We start from the raw sequence: 15,327 nt of genomic DNA, 5'->3' as shown, positions 1-15,327 counted from the left end.
GGAAAGCCAAAAATGCTCATCCGTATCGCACTCGCCAGAAAACTCCTGGTCATCCTCAATGCAAAAGCACGCGATGCGCGCAACGAGTTCGCAATTGCAACTTGACACCCCAGATAGTCGCTCTCCCCCGATCGACGGGGTAGAGGAAGGACGCGAGCCTATTGCCGCCAGCGCTGTTCCAACGAGGCTCCCTTCCTTTCCCTCCGGAGGGGGGAAAGGTGGCGCTGCGAAGCAGCGACGGATTGGGGGAAGCCGGTCGTCAAACGAACAGCCGATGACAAGTGAGTACGACCGAGTTGGTCTGATATCAGCGTCATTGAGACAATCACGGTGTGCTCTCACTCGACGATCGCAATCGCAAAGCCGTCATAGCCCTTGGCGCCGACTGTTTGGATGGCAGTGCCATCCAGACGCTTGTCGCCACCGATGAAGGAGAATGCCGCGCGTGCGCCTTCTACATTGGGATCACGGCCACCCTGATCGAGCACAGCACCCTCGCGTATGACGTTGTCGCAGACGATGACGGTTCCGGGCCGGGACAGCCGCATGGCCCAGGATAGATAGTGCGGGTTGTTCGGCTTGTCGGCGTCGATGAAGATGAAGTCGAACGGTCCTGCATGCTCGTCGCCCAGCGCGGCAAGCGACTGAAGGGCCGGCCCGACCCGGAGTTCCACCCGCTCCGAGACGCCTGCCCGCTCGAAATTCGATCGCGCGACAGCGGCATGGTGCGGATCGAGTTCGAGCGTCACAATCCTGCCGTCGACAGGCAGCGCTCGCGCCATCCAGATCGTCGAATAGCCGCCCAGCGTGCCGATCTCGAGAATCTTCCTGGCTCCCTGCATGCGCGCAAGAAGTGAAAGCAGCTTGCCTTGCGCCGGCGACACGTCGATCGCCGGCAGGCCCTGGTCGTGGTTGGCTGCCAGAACCGCGTCGAGGACGGAGTCCGCCTCAAACAGGGAACCGACGATGTAGTCGTCGACAGCCGTCCAGGTCCTTTTGCTCATCGTTTGCTTCTCCGATCCAATTGGGGGACCTAAACGCGAAAAGGGGCCGCTTGGCCCCTTTTCTTGTCTCTTTCCTTCCGCGCTTACTGCGCGGCGTGTGTCATGTCGGCAAGCATCGGCTCGGCGACTTCCACACCGGAGGCCTTGCGGCGCTCGTCGATGATCAGTTCGTCGCGCGAGGTGGCGATGCGCCGGATCTGGCTCATCGTGCCGCCGGTGCCGGCCGGGATAAGCCGGCCAACAATGACGTTTTCCTTCAGTCCCTGCAGCATGTCGGTCTTGCCGGCAACAGCAGCTTCCGTCAGCACTCGGGTCGTCTCCTGGAAGGAGGCGGCCGAGATGAAGGATGGCGTCTGCAGCGATGCCTTGGTGATGCCGAGCAGCACCGGCAGGCCTTCGGCCGGCTTCTTGCCGTCCTCGACCAGACGCTCGTTGACCTCCTCCAGTTCGATCACGTCGACATGATCGCCCGGAATGTAGGTCGAGTCGCCCTGCACCGTGATCTCGACCTTCTGCAGCATCTGGCGAACGATCACCTCGATGTGCTTGTCGTTGATCGACACGCCCTGCAGACGGTAGACTTCCTGGATTTCGTTGACGAGGTAGGAAGCAAGTGCCTCCACGCCCTTGATCGCCAGGATGTCGTGCGGCGCCGGATTGCCGTCGAGGATGTAGTCGCCCTTCTCGATGACGTCGCCGTCCTGGAGATGGAACGGCTTGCCCTTCGGGATCAGGTATTCGACCGGCTCAAGCGTCGAGTCATGCGGCTCGATGATGATGCGACGCTTGTTCTTGTAGTCGCGGCCGAAGCGGATCGTGCCGTCGATCTCGGCGATGATGGCGTGATCCTTCGGACGACGTGCCTCGAACAGTTCGGCCACACGCGGCAGACCGCCGGTGATGTCCTTGGTCTTGGCGCTTTCCATCGGGATACGCGCCAGCACGTCGCCGGGGCGAACCTGCGATCCCGGCTCGACCGAAAGAATGGCCTCGACCGAGAGCAGGAAGCGGGCGTCGCCACCCTTGGACAGCTTGCCGACTTTGCCCTTGGCGTCCTGGATGGCAATTGCCGGCTTCAGGTCGTTGCCGCGCGGCGTCGAGCGCCAGTCGATGACCTCACGCTTGGTGATGCCGGTCGACTCGTCGGCCGTTTCCTGAACGGAAATGCCGTCGACCAGATCCTCGTACGACACCCTGCCCTCGATTTCGGTGAGGACTGGACGGGTGTAGGGATCCCACTCGGCGATACGCTGGCCGCGCTTCACCTTGTCACCATCGTCCACGAAGATGCGCGAACCATAAGTGAGACGGTGCGAGGCGCGCTCCTTGCCGGCTTCGTCGAGGATCAGCACCGCCATGTTGCGGCCCATGACCATCTGCTGGCCGTCAGAGTTGCGCACCACGTTGCGGTTGCGGATCTCGACCTTGCCCTCATAGGAGGCTTCAAGGAACGAGCTGTCCACCACCTGCGCCGTACCGCCCATGTGGAAGGTACGCATGGTGAGCTGGGTGCCCGGCTCGCCGATCGACTGCGCCGCGATGACGCCGACGGCTTCACCCTGGTTGACCGGGGTGCCGCGGGCCAGATCGCGACCGTAGCAGACCGCGCAGACGCCAACCCTGACTTCGCAAGTCAGTGCCGAGCGAATGCGAACCGACTGGACGCCGGCCTTTTCGATCTGTTCCACGTCACGCTCGTCCATCAGCGTTCCGGCCTTGACCAGGATCTCGCCCGACACCGGATGGGTGATGTCGTCGAGCGACGTACGACCCAGCACGCGCTGGCCGACCGAAGCGACGACCTGACCGGCATCGACGATCGGCTGCATGGTGAGGCCCTTGTCGGTGCCGCAGTCGACGGAGTTGACGATGCAGTCCTGCGCCACGTCGACCAGACGACGGGTGAGGTAACCCGAGTTCGCCGTCTTCAAGGCGGTGTCGGCCAGACCCTTGCGGGCGCCGTGGGTCGAGTTGAAGTACTCGAGCACGGTCAGTCCTTCCTTGAAGTTCGAGATGATCGGCGTCTCGATGATTTCACCCGACGGCTTGGCCATAAGGCCGCGCATGCCGGCGAGCTGACGCATCTGGGTGGGCGAGCCACGTGCACCGGAGTGCGACATCATGTAGATCGAATTCATCGGCTTTTGACGGCCATTGTCCTCGAACTCGACCGCCTTGATGCGGGCCATCATTTCGTCGGCGACCTTTTCCGAGCACTTGGCCCAGGCGTCGACGACCTTGTTGTACTTCTCGCCCTGCGTGATCAGGCCGTCATTGTACTGCTGCTCGTATTCCTTGGCCAAAGCCTCGGTGTCGGAGACCAGCTTGATCTTGGCATCCGGGATCAGCATGTCGTCCTTGCCGAACGAAATGCCGGCACGGCAGGCATGGCTGAAGCCGAGCGCCATGATGCGATCGCAGAAAATGACCGTCTCCTTCTGACCGCAGTGGCGGTAGACGGTGTCGATCATCTTGGAGATGTTCTTCTTGGTCATCTCCTGGTTGGCGGTCTCATAAGGCACGTTGACGTTCTTCGGCAGAAGCTCGCCGATGATCATGCGGCCAGGGGTGGTGTCATGGATCTTCGACACGACCTTGCCTTCGGCATCGACCGTGCGGAAACGACCCTTGATCTTGGAGTGCAGCGTCACCGCCTTGGTCTCGAGCGCGTGCTGGAGTTCGCCCATGTCGGCAAACACCATGCCCTCGCCCGGCTCGTTCTGGTTGACGATCGAGAGATAGTAGAGACCGAGAACCATGTCCTGCGACGGCACGATGATCGGCGCGCCGGAAGCCGGGTGCAGGATGTTGTTGGTCGACATCATCAGCACGCGGGCTTCAAGCTGCGCTTCCAGCGACAGCGGCACGTGAACGGCCATCTGGTCGCCGTCGAAGTCGGCGTTGAAGGCCGTGCAGACCAGCGGGTGCAGCTGGATCGCCTTGCCTTCGATCAGGATCGGCTCGAACGCCTGGATGCCGAGACGGTGCAGCGTCGGCGCACGGTTCAAGAGCACCGGATGCTCGCGGATGACCTCGTCGAGGATATCCCAGACTTCCGGACGCTCCTTCTCGACCAGCTTCTTCGCCTGCTTGACGGTCGAGGAGTAACCCTTGGCGTCGAGACGGGCGTAGATGAAGGGCTTGAACAGTTCGAGCGCCATCTTCTTGGGCAGGCCGCACTGGTGCAGCTTGAGCTCCGGACCGGTCACGATGACCGAGCGGCCGGAATAGTCGACGCGCTTGCCGAGCAGGTTCTGACGGAACCGGCCCTGCTTGCCCTTGAGCATGTCGGACAGCGACTTCAGCGGGCGCTTGTTGGCGCCGGTGATGACGCGGCCGCGACGGCCATTGTCGAACAGCGCATCGACGGCTTCCTGCAGCATGCGCTTTTCATTGCGCACGATGATGCCGGGGGCGCGCAGCTCGATCAGCCGCTTCAGACGGTTGTTGCGGTTGATGACGCGGCGATAGAGGTCGTTCAGATCCGACGTGGCGAAGCGGCCGCCGTCCAGCGGGACAAGCGGGCGCAGGTCCGGCGGGATCACCGGAACCACCTTCATGATCATCCATTCCGGACGGTTGCCGGATTCCATGAAGTTCTCGACGACCTTGAGCCGCTTCAGATACTTCTTCTGCTTCAGCTCGGAGGTGGTCGAAGCCAGTTCCGAACGCAGGTCGCCGGCGATCTTCTCCAGGTCCATGCCGGCCAGGAGGTCATGAATGGCCTCGGCGCCGATCATGGCGGTGAACGAATCCTCGCCATACTCGTCGACGGCGATCATGTACTCTTCCTCGCTGAGCAGCTGGTGCTCCTTCAGCGCGGTGAGGCCAGGTTCGGTGACGATGTAGTTCTCGAAGTAGAGGACGCGCTCGATGTCCTTCAGGGTCATGTCGAGCAGCGTGCCGATACGCGACGGCAGCGACTTCAGGAACCAGATATGGGCGACGGGCGCGGCGAGCTCGATATGGCCCATGCGCTCGCGGCGAACGCGCGACAGCGTGACTTCGACGCCGCACTTCTCGCAGATGACGCCCTTGTACTTCATGCGCTTGTACTTGCCGCACAGGCACTCATAGTCCTTGATCGGGCCAAAAATGCGCGCGCAGAACAGACCGTCACGCTCCGGCTTGAAGGTGCGGTAGTTGATGGTCTCCGGCTTCTTGATCTCGCCGAAAGACCAGGACAGAATCTTCTCAGGGCTGGCAAGCGATATCCGGATGGAATCGAACACCTGCGCAGGCGCCTGCGGATTGAAGAGATTCATGACCTCTTGGTTCATGCCGTTCTCCTTTTCGGGGTCCTCGAAAACCCCTTGCATCTAGTCGCGAGCCAAACGCCCGCCGTCTTGTCGGCCACTGGCCGTGGAATTTGATGCATCCGGTCGCGGGGAGCCCGCGACCGGATGTCTTTCTTACTCGGCCGCGTCGGGCAGCCGGATCGGGTTGTCATCGAGCTTGGTGTTCTCCAGCTCGACATTGAGGCCGAGAGACCGCATTTCCTTGACGAGAACGTTGAAGCTCTCGGGAATGCCGGCCTCGAAGGTGTCGTCGCCACGGACGATCGCCTCGTAGACCTTGGTACGGCCGGCGACGTCGTCCGACTTCACCGTCAGCATTTCCTGCAGCGTGTAGGCGGCGCCGTATGCCTCGAGCGCCCAGACCTCCATCTCGCCGAAGCGCTGGCCACCGAACTGCGCCTTGCCGCCCAGCGGCTGCTGGGTAACGAGCGAGTACGGACCGATCGAACGCGCGTGGATCTTGTCGTCCACGAGGTGGTGAAGCTTGAGCATGTAAATGTAGCCCATCGTCACCTTGCGATCGAACGGCTCGCCGGTACGTCCGTCATAGAGCTGCGACTGACCGCTGGTGTGCAGGCCCGCCTGCTCCAGCATGATGTTGATGTCAGCCTCGTGCGCGCCGTCGAACACCGGGGTCGCGATAGAGACGCCGCGGCGCATCTGCTCGCTGAGGCGAACGATGCTCTCGTCGTCATAGTCGCGGACCGGCTCATTACGGTCGTTGGACGGAATGAAGCTCTCGAGCGTCTTGCGCAGCGGCTTGATGTCGCCGGCAGCCTTATACGTGTCGATCAGCTCGCCGATCTTCCTGCCCATACCGGCGCAAGCCCAGCCCAGATGCGTTTCCAGGATCTGGCCGACATTCATGCGGCTCGGCACACCCAGCGGGTTGAGCACGATATCGGCATGAGTGCCGTCCTCGAGGAAAGGCATGTCCTCGACCGGAACGATCCGCGACACGACACCCTTGTTGCCGTGACGGCCGGCCATCTTGTCGCCGGGCTGCATCTTGCGCTTCACGGCCACGAAGACCTTGACCATCTTCATGACGCCCGGAGGCATTTCGTCGCCGCGCTGGACCTTCTCGACCTTGTCCATGAAGCGCTGTTCGAGCGCCTTCTTGGAGTCGTCGTACTGGCCACGCAGGGCTTCGAGTTCGCTCTGGAGCTTTTCGTTCTCCACGGCAAACTGCCACCACTGCGAACGCGGATACTCGTCGAGCGTATCCTTGGACAGCGTCGAGCCCTTCTTGAAGCCCTTCGGTCCAGCGATCGCTTCCTTGCCGACGAGCACGTCGGAAAGACGCGCGTAGACGTTGCGGTCCAGAATGGCCTGCTCGTCGTCGCGGTCCTTGGCGAGGCGTTCGATCTCCTCGCGCTCGATCGCCATGGCGCGCTCGTCCTTCTCCACACCGTGGCGATTGAACACGCGCACCTCGACGACGGTGCCGAAGGTGCCCGGAGGCATGCGCATCGAGGTGTCGCGCACATCGGATGCCTTTTCGCCGAAGATGGCGCGCAGAAGCTTCTCTTCCGGCGTCATCGGGCTTTCGCCCTTCGGCGTGATCTTGCCGACCAGGATGTCGCCCGGCTGAACTTCGGCACCGATGTAGACGATGCCGGCTTCGTCGAGGTTCTTCAGCGCTTCTTCCGAGACGTTCGGGATATCGCGCGTGATTTCTTCCGGCCCGAGCTTGGTATCGCGCGCCATGACCTCGAACTCCTCGATGTGGATCGAGGTGAAGACGTCGTCGGCGACGATGCGTTCGGACAGGAGGATCGAGTCCTCGTAGTTGTAGCCATTCCACGGCATGAACGCGACCAGCACGTTGCGGCCGAGAGCCAGATCACCGAGTTCGGTCGACGGACCGTCGGCGATGATGTCGCCCTTGTTGACCCGATCGCCCATGCGAACCAGCGGACGCTGGTTGATGCAGGTGTTCTGATTCGAACGCTGGAACTTCATCAGCCGGTAGATATCGACGCCGGACTTGCCCGGATCGAGATCTTCGGTAGCGCGGATAACGATACGCGTCGCGTCCACCTGGTCGACGATGCCGCCGCGGCGGGCGCCGATGGCGGCACCCGAGTCACGGGCGACGATCGGCTCCATGCCGGTGCCGACAAACGGCGCTTCGGCGCGCACCAGCGGCACGGCCTGACGCTGCATGTTCGAGCCCATCAGAGCGCGGTTGGCGTCGTCGTTTTCCAGGAACGGGATCAGGGCCGCGGCCACCGACACCATCTGCTTGGGCGAAACGTCCATCAGATCGACGTTTTCACGCGGCGCCATCATCACTTCGCCGGCGCTGCGGCAAATGACGAATTCGTCGACGAAACCACCGTTCTTGTCGAGCTCGGCGTTGGCCTGCGCGACATGGTGCTTGGCCTCTTCCATCGCCGAGAGATAGACGACGTCATTGGTCAGCTTGCCATCGACGATCTTGCGGTACGGGCTCTCGATGAAGCCGTACTTGTTGACGCGTGCGAAAGTGGCCAGCGAGTTGATCAGACCGATATTCGGGCCTTCCGGCGTCTCGATCGGGCAGATGCGGCCGTAATGCGTCGGGTGCACGTCGCGCACTTCGAAGCCGGCGCGCTCGCGGGTCAGACCGCCCGGTCCAAGTGCCGAAAGGCGGCGCTTGTGGGTGATCTCCGACAGCGGGTTGGTCTGGTCCATGAACTGCGACAGCTGCGAGGAACCGAAGAACTCGCGCACGGCGGCAGCCGCCGGCTTGGCGTTGATCAGGTCCTGCGGCATGACCGTGTCGATCTCGATCGAGGACATACGCTCCTTGATCGCGCGCTCCATGCGCAGCAGGCCGACGCGGTACTGGTTTTCCATCAGTTCGCCGACCGAACGCACGCGGCGGTTGCCGAGATTGTCGATGTCGTCGATTTCGCCCTTGCCATCACGCAGTTCGACCAGCGTCCTGACCACGGCCAGGATGTCGTCCTTGCGCAGCACGCGAACGGTGTCCTCGGCCTTGAGTTCCAGACGCATGTTCATCTTGACGCGGCCGACGGCCGACAGATCGTAGCGCTCTGAGTCGAAGAACAGCGAGTTGAACATGGCTTCCGCGGTCTCGAGCGTCGGCGGCTCGCCGGGGCGCATGACACGATAGATGTCGAACAGCGCGTCCTGGCGGCTCTCGTTCTTGTCGACGTTGAGCGTGTTGCGGATATAGGCGCCGACATTGACATGGTCGATGTCGAGAACCTTGATCTCGTCTTCACCGGTGCCAAGCAGCACCTTCAGCGTCTTCTCGTCGATCTCGTCCCCGGCCTCGAGGAAAATCTCGCCGGTGGCGTAGTTGACGATGTCCTCGGCCAGGTAGTTGCCGAGCAGATCCTCGTCGGTCGCCTTGATCGCCTTGAGACCCTTTTCGCCAAGCGCCCTCGCCTGGCGGGCGGTGATCTTCTTGCCGGCCTCGACAACGACCTCGCCGGTGTCGGCATCGACCAGGTCGCCAACGGCCTTGAGGCCGCGGAAACGCTCGACGTTGAACGGAATGCGCCAATGGTCGCCGGCGCGCTTGTAGGTGATCTTGTTGTAGAAGGTCGACAGGATCTCTTCGCCGTCCATGCCGAGCGCCATCAGCAGCGACGTCACCGGGATCTTGCGGCGACGATCGATGCGGGCGTGCACGACGTCCTTGGAATCGAACTCGATGTCGAGCCACGAACCGCGATAGGGAATGACGCGCGCGGCAAACAGAAGTTTGCCCGACGAGTGCGACTTGCCCTTGTCATGGTCGAAGAAGACGCCCGGCGAGCGGTGCATCTGCGAGACGATGACGCGCTCGGTGCCGTTGACGATGAAGGTGCCGTTCAGGGTCATGAGCGGCATGTCGCCCATGTAGACGTCCTGCTCCTTGATGTCCTTGATGGACTTGGCGCCGGTATCCTCGTCAATATCGAACACGATGAGGCGCAGCGTCACCTTGAGCGGCGCGGCATAGGTGAGGTCGCGCTGACGGCATTCGTCAACGTCGAATTTCGGTCCTTCGAACTCGTACTTCACGAACTCCAGCATCGAGGAGCCGGAAAAATCGGAGATCGGGAAGACCGACTTGAAAACGGCCTGCAGTCCCTCGTCCGGACGCCCACCCTTGGGCTCCGCCACCATCAGGAACTGATCATAGGATGCCTTCTGAACCTCGATCAGGTTCGGCATCTCCGCAACTTCCGGAATCTTTCCGAAGAACTTGCGTACGCGTCTGCGGCCATTGAAAGTCTGGGTCTGGGCCATCGTCGCTCCTTAGCTCTAAACTCGGGACGAGCCTCGCCGCGGCTCGCCTTGCATGCTGGGCCACCTTGGCGGCAACCCTCTGTCTGTTTTCCCGGCGCCTGTCGGCGGCCGGCTAGAACGGGAGAAAACCCGTTTCCTGAAGGCCGGTTTTCGGCCCTCAGGAAAGAGGTTCTCGTACGTCTCGCGTTACGCGTCCTCCCTCCAGGCGAAGGGAGTGGCGGACGGCGCGAGGCCGTCCGCCGCTTTTACGCTTACTTCAGGTCGACCTTGGCGCCGGCTGCTTCCAGCTGGGCCTTGAACTTGTCAGCGTCGGCCTTGGAAACGCCTTCCTTGACCGGCTTCGGAGCCGCTTCGACCAGATCCTTGGCTTCCTTGAGGCCAAGACCGGTGATAGCGCGGACTTCCTTGATGACGTTGATCTTCTGAGCGCCTGCCTCGGTGAGGACGACGTCGAATTCCGTCTTTTCCTCGACCGGAGCAGCTGCGGCCGCACCACCGCCAGCGGCGGCAACAGCCACCGGAGCAGCGGCGGAAACGCCCCACTTTTCTTCCAGAAGCTTCGACAGCTCGGCCGCCTCGAGGACGGTCAGCTTCGAAAGGTCGTCTACGATCTTTGCGAGATCAGCCATTGTTGTATTCCTTCATCAGGTTCGAACGTGTGTTTGTGATAGCGAGGAACGGCCTCATGCCGCCTCGTCCTTCCGGGCGTAAGCGCCGATGACGCGCGCGACCGAAGCCGCTGGCGCATTGACGATCTGGGCGATCCGGGTTGCCGGCGTGGCGATCATGCCAACCAGCCTGGCGCGCAGCTCATCGAGCGACGGAAGTGTGGCGAGTGCCTTCACACCGTCGGCGTTGAGCGAGGTGGTGCCCATTGCGCCGCCGAGAATGACAAGCTTGTCATTTCCCTTGGCGAAATCGGACGCGACCTTCGGCGCCGCAATCGGATCCTCCGAATAAGCAATCAGCGTCTGTCCCTTGAACAGCTCGATGATCGATGCGGAGTCCGTGCCCTGAAGAGCGATTTTGGCGAGACGGTTCTTCGCGACTTTGACGGTGCCACCGGCGGCGCGCATTTTCGACCGAAGGTCGTTCATTTGCGCGACGGTGATACCGGCGTAGTGGGCCACGACCACTGAACCTGCGTTCGAGAACGCACCGTTCAGGCCCGTGACGAGTTCGCGTTTTTCCGCTCTGTCCACTGCCTATCTCCAGTTGACCCCAATCCTGTTAATGGGAACATCCCATTCACGAGGACAGGCGTCGGGTTGCCTTTTGTCGGCCGGGCCATCCAGTAACGGATCTCCCGAACGACGCTCGAGGATCCTGCCCCCTTTCGCCACATCGACAGTCAAGCCGGCGATGCGCAGACAAAAGGCAAACACGGTTCGAACCTTTCATTGGAGCAATCGCTCCGTTGTCCGGTCTTCACCCGTCTCATGCAGGCCCAAATCGAATTAAGGCTTCTGGGCCGCCTGCAATCTCGGACAGGATGTCCGGAAACCTCTCGGTTTCCGGTACCGGGCCGCCGACAAGTCGGAGGCCCGGAATTCACTTGCGGATCAGGCCTTTAGCGACCGATCCAAATGTTCGTATCAGGACGCTGTGAGCGTCGCAACGTCGAGCTTGAGGCCCGGGCCCATCGTCGAGGTGACCGACACCTTCTTGACGTAGTTGCCCTTGGCGCCAGTCGGCTTTGCCTTGGTCACCGCATCGGCGAAGGCGCGGATGTTCTCTTCCAGAGCCTTGACGTCGAACGAGACCTTGCCAACGCCGGCATGAACGATGCCGGCCTTCTCCACGCGGAACTCGACAGCGCCGCCCTTCGATGCCTTGACGGCGGCGGCAACGTCTGTGGTGACGGTGCCAACCTTCGGGTTCGGCATCATGCCGCGCGGACCGAGCACTTTGCCCAGACGGCCGACGAGCGGCATCATGTCCGGCGTGGCGATGCAGCGATCGAAGTCGATCGTGCCCTTCTGGACGATGTCGACCAGATCCTCGGCACCAACGATATCGGCGCCTGCGGCGCGCGCTTCGTCAGCCTTGTCGCCGCGCGCGAACACAGCGACACGCACCGAGCGGCCGGTGCCGTTCGGCAGGTTGACCACGCCGCGGACCATCTGGTCGGCGTGGCGCGGGTCGACGCCGAGGTTCATGGCGACTTCGATGGTCTCGTCGAACTTGACCGAGGAACGGTCCTTGAGCAGCTTCAGTGCATCACCCAGGGCATAAGCCTTGTTGGGATCGATGCCTTCGCGGGTCTTCGATACACGCTTTGCAATCTTTGCCATGATCTTAGCCCACCACTTCCAGACCCATCGAGCGGGCGGAGCCCTCGACCATGCGCATGGCCGCTTCGACGTCGTTTGCGTTCAGATCCTTCATCTTCGCGGTGGCGATCTCACGGACCTTTTCACGCGAAACCGTACCGGCCTTGACCTTGCCCGGCTCCTTGGAACCAGCCGTCAGGTTAGCCGCCTTCTTCAGGAAGTAGCTCACCGGCGCCGTCTTCATGACGAAGGTGAAGGACTTGTCCTGATAGTAGGTGATGACGACCGGAACCGGCGATCCCTTTTCCATTTCCTGGGTCTGCGCGTTGAACGCCTTGCAGAATTCCATGATGTTGATGCCACGCTGACCAAGCGCCGGGCCGATCGGGGGAGACGGCGTGGCCGATCCCGCTTTGACCTGGAGCTTGAGCTGGCCTGCAATTTTCTTAGCCATCTCTTTTCCTGCCTTTGTCTATGCCGACCCCCACTGTCTGGGAAACCTCGGCGGTTGCAGTCTGGTGGTGCGATCCATGCGGCCGGCTAAAGCCGCACTCGTCTCCCACCGTTCTTAAAGAGCCGCGCGATCTCCGCGCCGCTCTTCCCCGCCGCGCTTGACGACAGGGATTTCGGATCAGCCCTTTTCGACCTGTCCGAATTCCAGATCGACAGGCACGGCGCGCCCGAAGATCGAAACTTCCACCTTGAGCCGCGCCCGCTCCTCGTCCACTTCCTGGACGAAACCGTTGAACGACGCGAAGGGACCATCCGAAACGCGGATCGCCTCGCCGATCTCGAACGTGACCGAGGGCTTGGGCCGCTCGACGCCTTCCTGCACCTGGTTCAGGATGCGCTGGGCTTCCGCCTCGGTGATCGGCACCGGCTTGGAGTCGCCCAGGAAGCCGGTGACCTTCGGCGTGTTCTTGACCAGCGAAAACACGGCGTCGGTCAGATTGGCCTTCAGGAGCACATAGCCCGGGAAGAACTTGCGCTCGGCATCGACCTTGCGGCCGCGACGAACCTCGACGACCTTCTCGGTCGGCACCACGATCTGGTGGATGTCGGCGGACAGGCCCTTCTGCTTGGCCTTGTTCTCGATATCCTCGGCGACCTTCTTTTCAAAGTTCGAATAGGCGTGGACGATGTACCAGCGCGCGGTCATTTCAAGACTTCTCCGTAATCGCCGGACTTAGCGTCCGATGCCCAGAATCTGTTCGACCGCGAGACCCATGAGCTGATCGGCGGTGAAGAAAAAGATCATCGCGATCACAGCGAAAGCCAGGACCATGACCGTCGAGATCATCGTTTCGCGCCGCGACGGCCAAGTCACCTTGGCGGTCTCCGCGCGAACCTGCTGGAGAAAGACGAAAGGATTTGTGGTTTTCGAAGCCATATGCCGCTCTGTCTTCAAGACCCGTTGGCCGGGTCTCCTGGATGATCCCGCTGGCCGGGACGTGCCGCCTGAGCCCAATCTCGCGCCGAATCAGCGCAATCAATTCGCCCATGCAAATCAGACGCGTAAAGCCGGCTTCCCAGCTCCACGCGTCGCGTGTCTGTTTCGTCTACATAAAACCGATTCTTGATCCACGCAAGTGGCAAGTGTCCGCTTTATGACCAAACGCCGCCTCGGAACCATCCAGTCGTTCCGTCCCGGCTATGGCGCCCTTATGCCCCAAGTGAGCCAATATGGCAAGCGGGTCGCCGATTTTCAAAGGGTAGACCGTAGAAATATCGTTTTGAAACGCCATTTCGAAAAATGGCGAATATCACATTGAGTGCCATTTCGAGAAATGGCACGGGCAGCAGGGCTCGAACCTACGACCTGCGGTTTTGGAGACCGAATAGCCTTTGTCCATCTCATTGTTTAGACATCGATAATAGCCGATTTTGTAATCGATGTGCAAGGATTTGTGTAACAAAAGCTGGCCTTTTCGACCGAATTTGCGGCGCCGGCATCTGTGATAATGTCCTTTCTCAATGGAAGAGAGGGCGTTGCATGGGTATCCCGAACAGACTGGCCGCAGAATATCCAAGCCGGTGCCTCCAGCTGATCAATGCCGTAGAGGGCTTTGCACGGGATCATCGCTTGGTCGGCTCATTCTCGCTCTTGGCTGCGGCGGCTGTCCTGACCATTCCGTTCGAGCGCGCTCAGGCCCGCCATTTCCTGCATCGGGAGCGGGATGATCAAATGACGGCTGCGATCGACCAACTGGGCAAAGTGAAGTTCACCAAGGCGCCTTTCTGGCGAGGGGAAGGTCCGAGTGACTGGCGGCAATCGCATATCGTCGAGAACGCTAACTCCGTCGGACACTGGGTTGCGCGGGATGGCAAGCATCCACTGGCAGAGGATGCCGAGGATTTTTTGCCTGGAAAGAGCGCGGCCGAGGTGTTGCGGGCAATCCGCAACGCCCTGGCCCATGGGAACATCGTCTATCTCAACAAGGATGGCGAAGAACGTGAGGGGGACCTGGTTCATTACCTTGCGTTTCTTTCACGCTATGAGGAAGGCGCAGATCAGCAGGCTAAAACCGAAACCTACCGAGTGATCGTCACGACAGAGGACGAGTTCCTCCGGTTCATTAGGCTCTGGGCGGCATGGATCAGCGGCCCTGCCATTGAAGATCGCGAGATGCAGGCGGCTTGAGCATGAGCAACTACGCATTATTTCAAATGTGGGGGCCCTACCGGCAGTCCCTGATCAAAGGGCACCAGTTCTATGTCGAACAGGCACGCAAACGCGTGCTGTCACAGTTCGAGAACATGGAAGAGGAAGCTGACAAGGCCGCCGAAGAGTGGCTGGAGCAAAGCGGTGACCAGTTTGACCCGGACCGGCACGATCCTGGCGATTTCTACGAGGCGGCCAACGATATCGGCATTGAATTCTACCAGCTCCTGAGCGAAATGAGCGACCAGACCCGGCTGAGCGTGATCGCGGGCATGTTCCACGAGTGGGACAAAAAGCTCAGGGACTGGCTGGTGCGGGAAATCCTGCGCTGGCATCGCGGAGAGACGGTTGTTGCGAAGGTCTGGTCAGTGGATTTCGGCAAGATTGCAGACCTGCTGGAGAGTTTCGGCTGGAACATCCGGAGCACGGATTACTTCGAGAGGCTCGACGCGTGCCGCTTGGTGGTCAACGTCCACAAGCACGGCGTCGGAAAATCCCTCGATGACCTGAAGCAGAACTATCCTGAGTATCTCGACAATCCGCTCAGTGGCTCGGGATCGCCATGGGCAGAGAAAATGCTGGACTACACAAACCTCAAGGTGAGTGATGATCAGTTTCAGGCATTCTCAGACGCGATCGTCGCGTTCTGGCGCGACGTCCCGGAAAATGTCGTTGGTGGCCCGCAACAGGTCCCTGATTGGTTTGAAAAAGCGATTCAAAGCGATAACGCCGTCCGGTCTCAGTAGGGCGACGAAACAGGCAAACCGGAAGGGCGACTGAATGCTGCCCGCAATTTTCGCACTTTCGGCTGCAAATTGGATTTGATAGCCACAAGAACG

Annotated in this window: 11 protein-coding genes and 1 pseudogene; 3 read left to right on the top strand and 9 right to left on the bottom strand. The window is 61.0% G+C overall.

Annotated features, from left to right (window positions below; translation table 11 throughout):
* Positions 1–105 (top strand): annotated as a pseudogene (locus tag NKJ06_RS22915) (IS110 family transposase); the annotation flags it as partial.
* Between the two features lie 233 nt (positions 106–338).
* On the opposite strand, the gene NKJ06_RS22910 reads toward NKJ06_RS22915, so the two are convergent.
* The 9 genes from NKJ06_RS22910 to secE all read right to left on the bottom strand — a co-directional run bounded on the left by NKJ06_RS22910 (position 339) and on the right by secE (position 13,216).
* Complete coding sequence (locus NKJ06_RS22910) at positions 339–1,004, bottom strand: O-methyltransferase (RefSeq protein WP_352635708.1); 666 nt, start codon at positions 1,002–1,004, stop codon at positions 339–341.
* Between the two features lie 83 nt (positions 1,005–1,087).
* Positions 1,088–5,284, bottom strand: a complete 4,197-nt coding sequence (rpoC, locus tag NKJ06_RS22905) for a DNA-directed RNA polymerase subunit beta' (protein ID WP_352635710.1) — start codon at positions 5,282–5,284, stop codon at positions 1,088–1,090.
* Between the two features lie 132 nt (positions 5,285–5,416).
* Entirely contained in the window at positions 5,417–9,553 is a 4,137-nt protein-coding gene (rpoB, locus tag NKJ06_RS22900) for a DNA-directed RNA polymerase subunit beta (protein WP_352635712.1), read from the bottom strand.
* Between the two features lie 251 nt (positions 9,554–9,804).
* Positions 9,805–10,182, bottom strand: coding sequence for a 50S ribosomal protein L7/L12 (gene rplL, locus NKJ06_RS22895; protein WP_023762907.1), 378 nt, complete (start codon positions 10,180–10,182; stop codon positions 9,805–9,807).
* Between the two features lie 54 nt (positions 10,183–10,236).
* Positions 10,237–10,755: a 50S ribosomal protein L10 gene (rplJ, locus tag NKJ06_RS22890; protein WP_013531412.1), complete on the bottom strand. Its 519-nt coding sequence runs from the start codon at positions 10,753–10,755 to the stop codon at positions 10,237–10,239.
* Between the two features lie 393 nt (positions 10,756–11,148).
* A complete protein-coding gene (gene rplA / locus NKJ06_RS22885) occupies positions 11,149–11,847 on the bottom strand; it encodes a 50S ribosomal protein L1 (protein WP_127260185.1) in 699 nt (232 codons plus the stop codon).
* Between the two features lie 4 nt (positions 11,848–11,851).
* Complete coding sequence (rplK, locus tag NKJ06_RS22880; RefSeq protein WP_027027738.1) at positions 11,852–12,280, bottom strand: 50S ribosomal protein L11; 429 nt, start codon at positions 12,278–12,280, stop codon at positions 11,852–11,854.
* A gap of 177 nt (positions 12,281–12,457) precedes the next feature.
* A complete protein-coding gene (gene nusG / locus NKJ06_RS22875) occupies positions 12,458–12,985 on the bottom strand; it encodes a transcription termination/antitermination protein NusG (protein ID WP_013531409.1) in 528 nt (175 codons plus the stop codon).
* Between the two features lie 27 nt (positions 12,986–13,012).
* Positions 13,013–13,216 (bottom strand): preprotein translocase subunit SecE, encoded by a 204-nt coding sequence (gene secE, locus NKJ06_RS22870; protein ID WP_013531408.1) that lies wholly within the window; start codon positions 13,214–13,216, stop codon positions 13,013–13,015.
* 603 nt (positions 13,217–13,819) lie between these two features.
* Here secE and NKJ06_RS22865 point away from each other — a divergent pair.
* Both NKJ06_RS22865 and NKJ06_RS22860 read left to right on the top strand, forming a co-directional pair.
* Positions 13,820–14,467 carry a HEPN family nuclease gene (locus NKJ06_RS22865; protein ID WP_352810705.1) on the top strand — a complete coding sequence of 216 codons (648 nt, stop codon included), beginning with the start codon at positions 13,820–13,822 and terminating at the stop codon, positions 14,465–14,467.
* A gap of 2 nt (positions 14,468–14,469) precedes the next feature.
* On the top strand, positions 14,470–15,234 hold the full coding sequence (locus tag NKJ06_RS22860) for a hypothetical protein (RefSeq protein WP_352810704.1): 765 nt from the start codon (positions 14,470–14,472) through the stop codon (positions 15,232–15,234).
* The last annotated feature ends 93 nt before the right edge of the window (positions 15,235–15,327 follow it).

Source organism: Mesorhizobium sp. M0293 (assembly GCF_040321735.1).
Lineage (GTDB): Bacteria > Pseudomonadota > Alphaproteobacteria > Rhizobiales > Rhizobiaceae > Mesorhizobium.
The sequence above is the reverse complement of the archived record's forward strand: the minus strand, read 5'-3'. Positions and strand labels throughout refer to the sequence as shown.

Bases quoted from the DNA above. Each gene is read 5' to 3' on its own strand.
- secE (WP_013531408.1), bottom strand. From the start codon at position 13,216: ATGGCTTCGAAAACCACAAATCCTTTCGTCTTTCTCCAGCAGGTTCGC.
- rpoB (WP_352635712.1), bottom strand. From the start codon at position 9,553: ATGGCCCAGACCCAGACTTTCAATGGCCGCAGACGCGTACGCAAGTTC.
- nusG (WP_013531409.1), bottom strand. From the start codon at position 12,985: ATGACCGCGCGCTGGTACATCGTCCACGCCTATTCGAACTTTGAAAAG.
- NKJ06_RS22860 (WP_352810704.1), top strand. From the start codon at position 14,470: ATGAGCAACTACGCATTATTTCAAATGTGGGGGCCCTACCGGCAGTCC.
- rplL (WP_023762907.1), bottom strand. From the start codon at position 10,182: ATGGCTGATCTCGCAAAGATCGTAGACGACCTTTCGAAGCTGACCGTC.
- rplK (WP_027027738.1), bottom strand. From the start codon at position 12,280: ATGGCTAAGAAAATTGCAGGCCAGCTCAAGCTCCAGGTCAAAGCGGGA.
- NKJ06_RS22910 (WP_352635708.1), bottom strand. From the start codon at position 1,004: ATGAGCAAAAGGACCTGGACGGCTGTCGACGACTACATCGTCGGTTCC.
- rpoC (WP_352635710.1), bottom strand. From the start codon at position 5,284: ATGAACCAAGAGGTCATGAATCTCTTCAATCCGCAGGCGCCTGCGCAG.
- NKJ06_RS22865 (WP_352810705.1), top strand. From the start codon at position 13,820: ATGGGTATCCCGAACAGACTGGCCGCAGAATATCCAAGCCGGTGCCTC.
- rplA (WP_127260185.1), bottom strand. From the start codon at position 11,847: ATGGCAAAGATTGCAAAGCGTGTATCGAAGACCCGCGAAGGCATCGAT.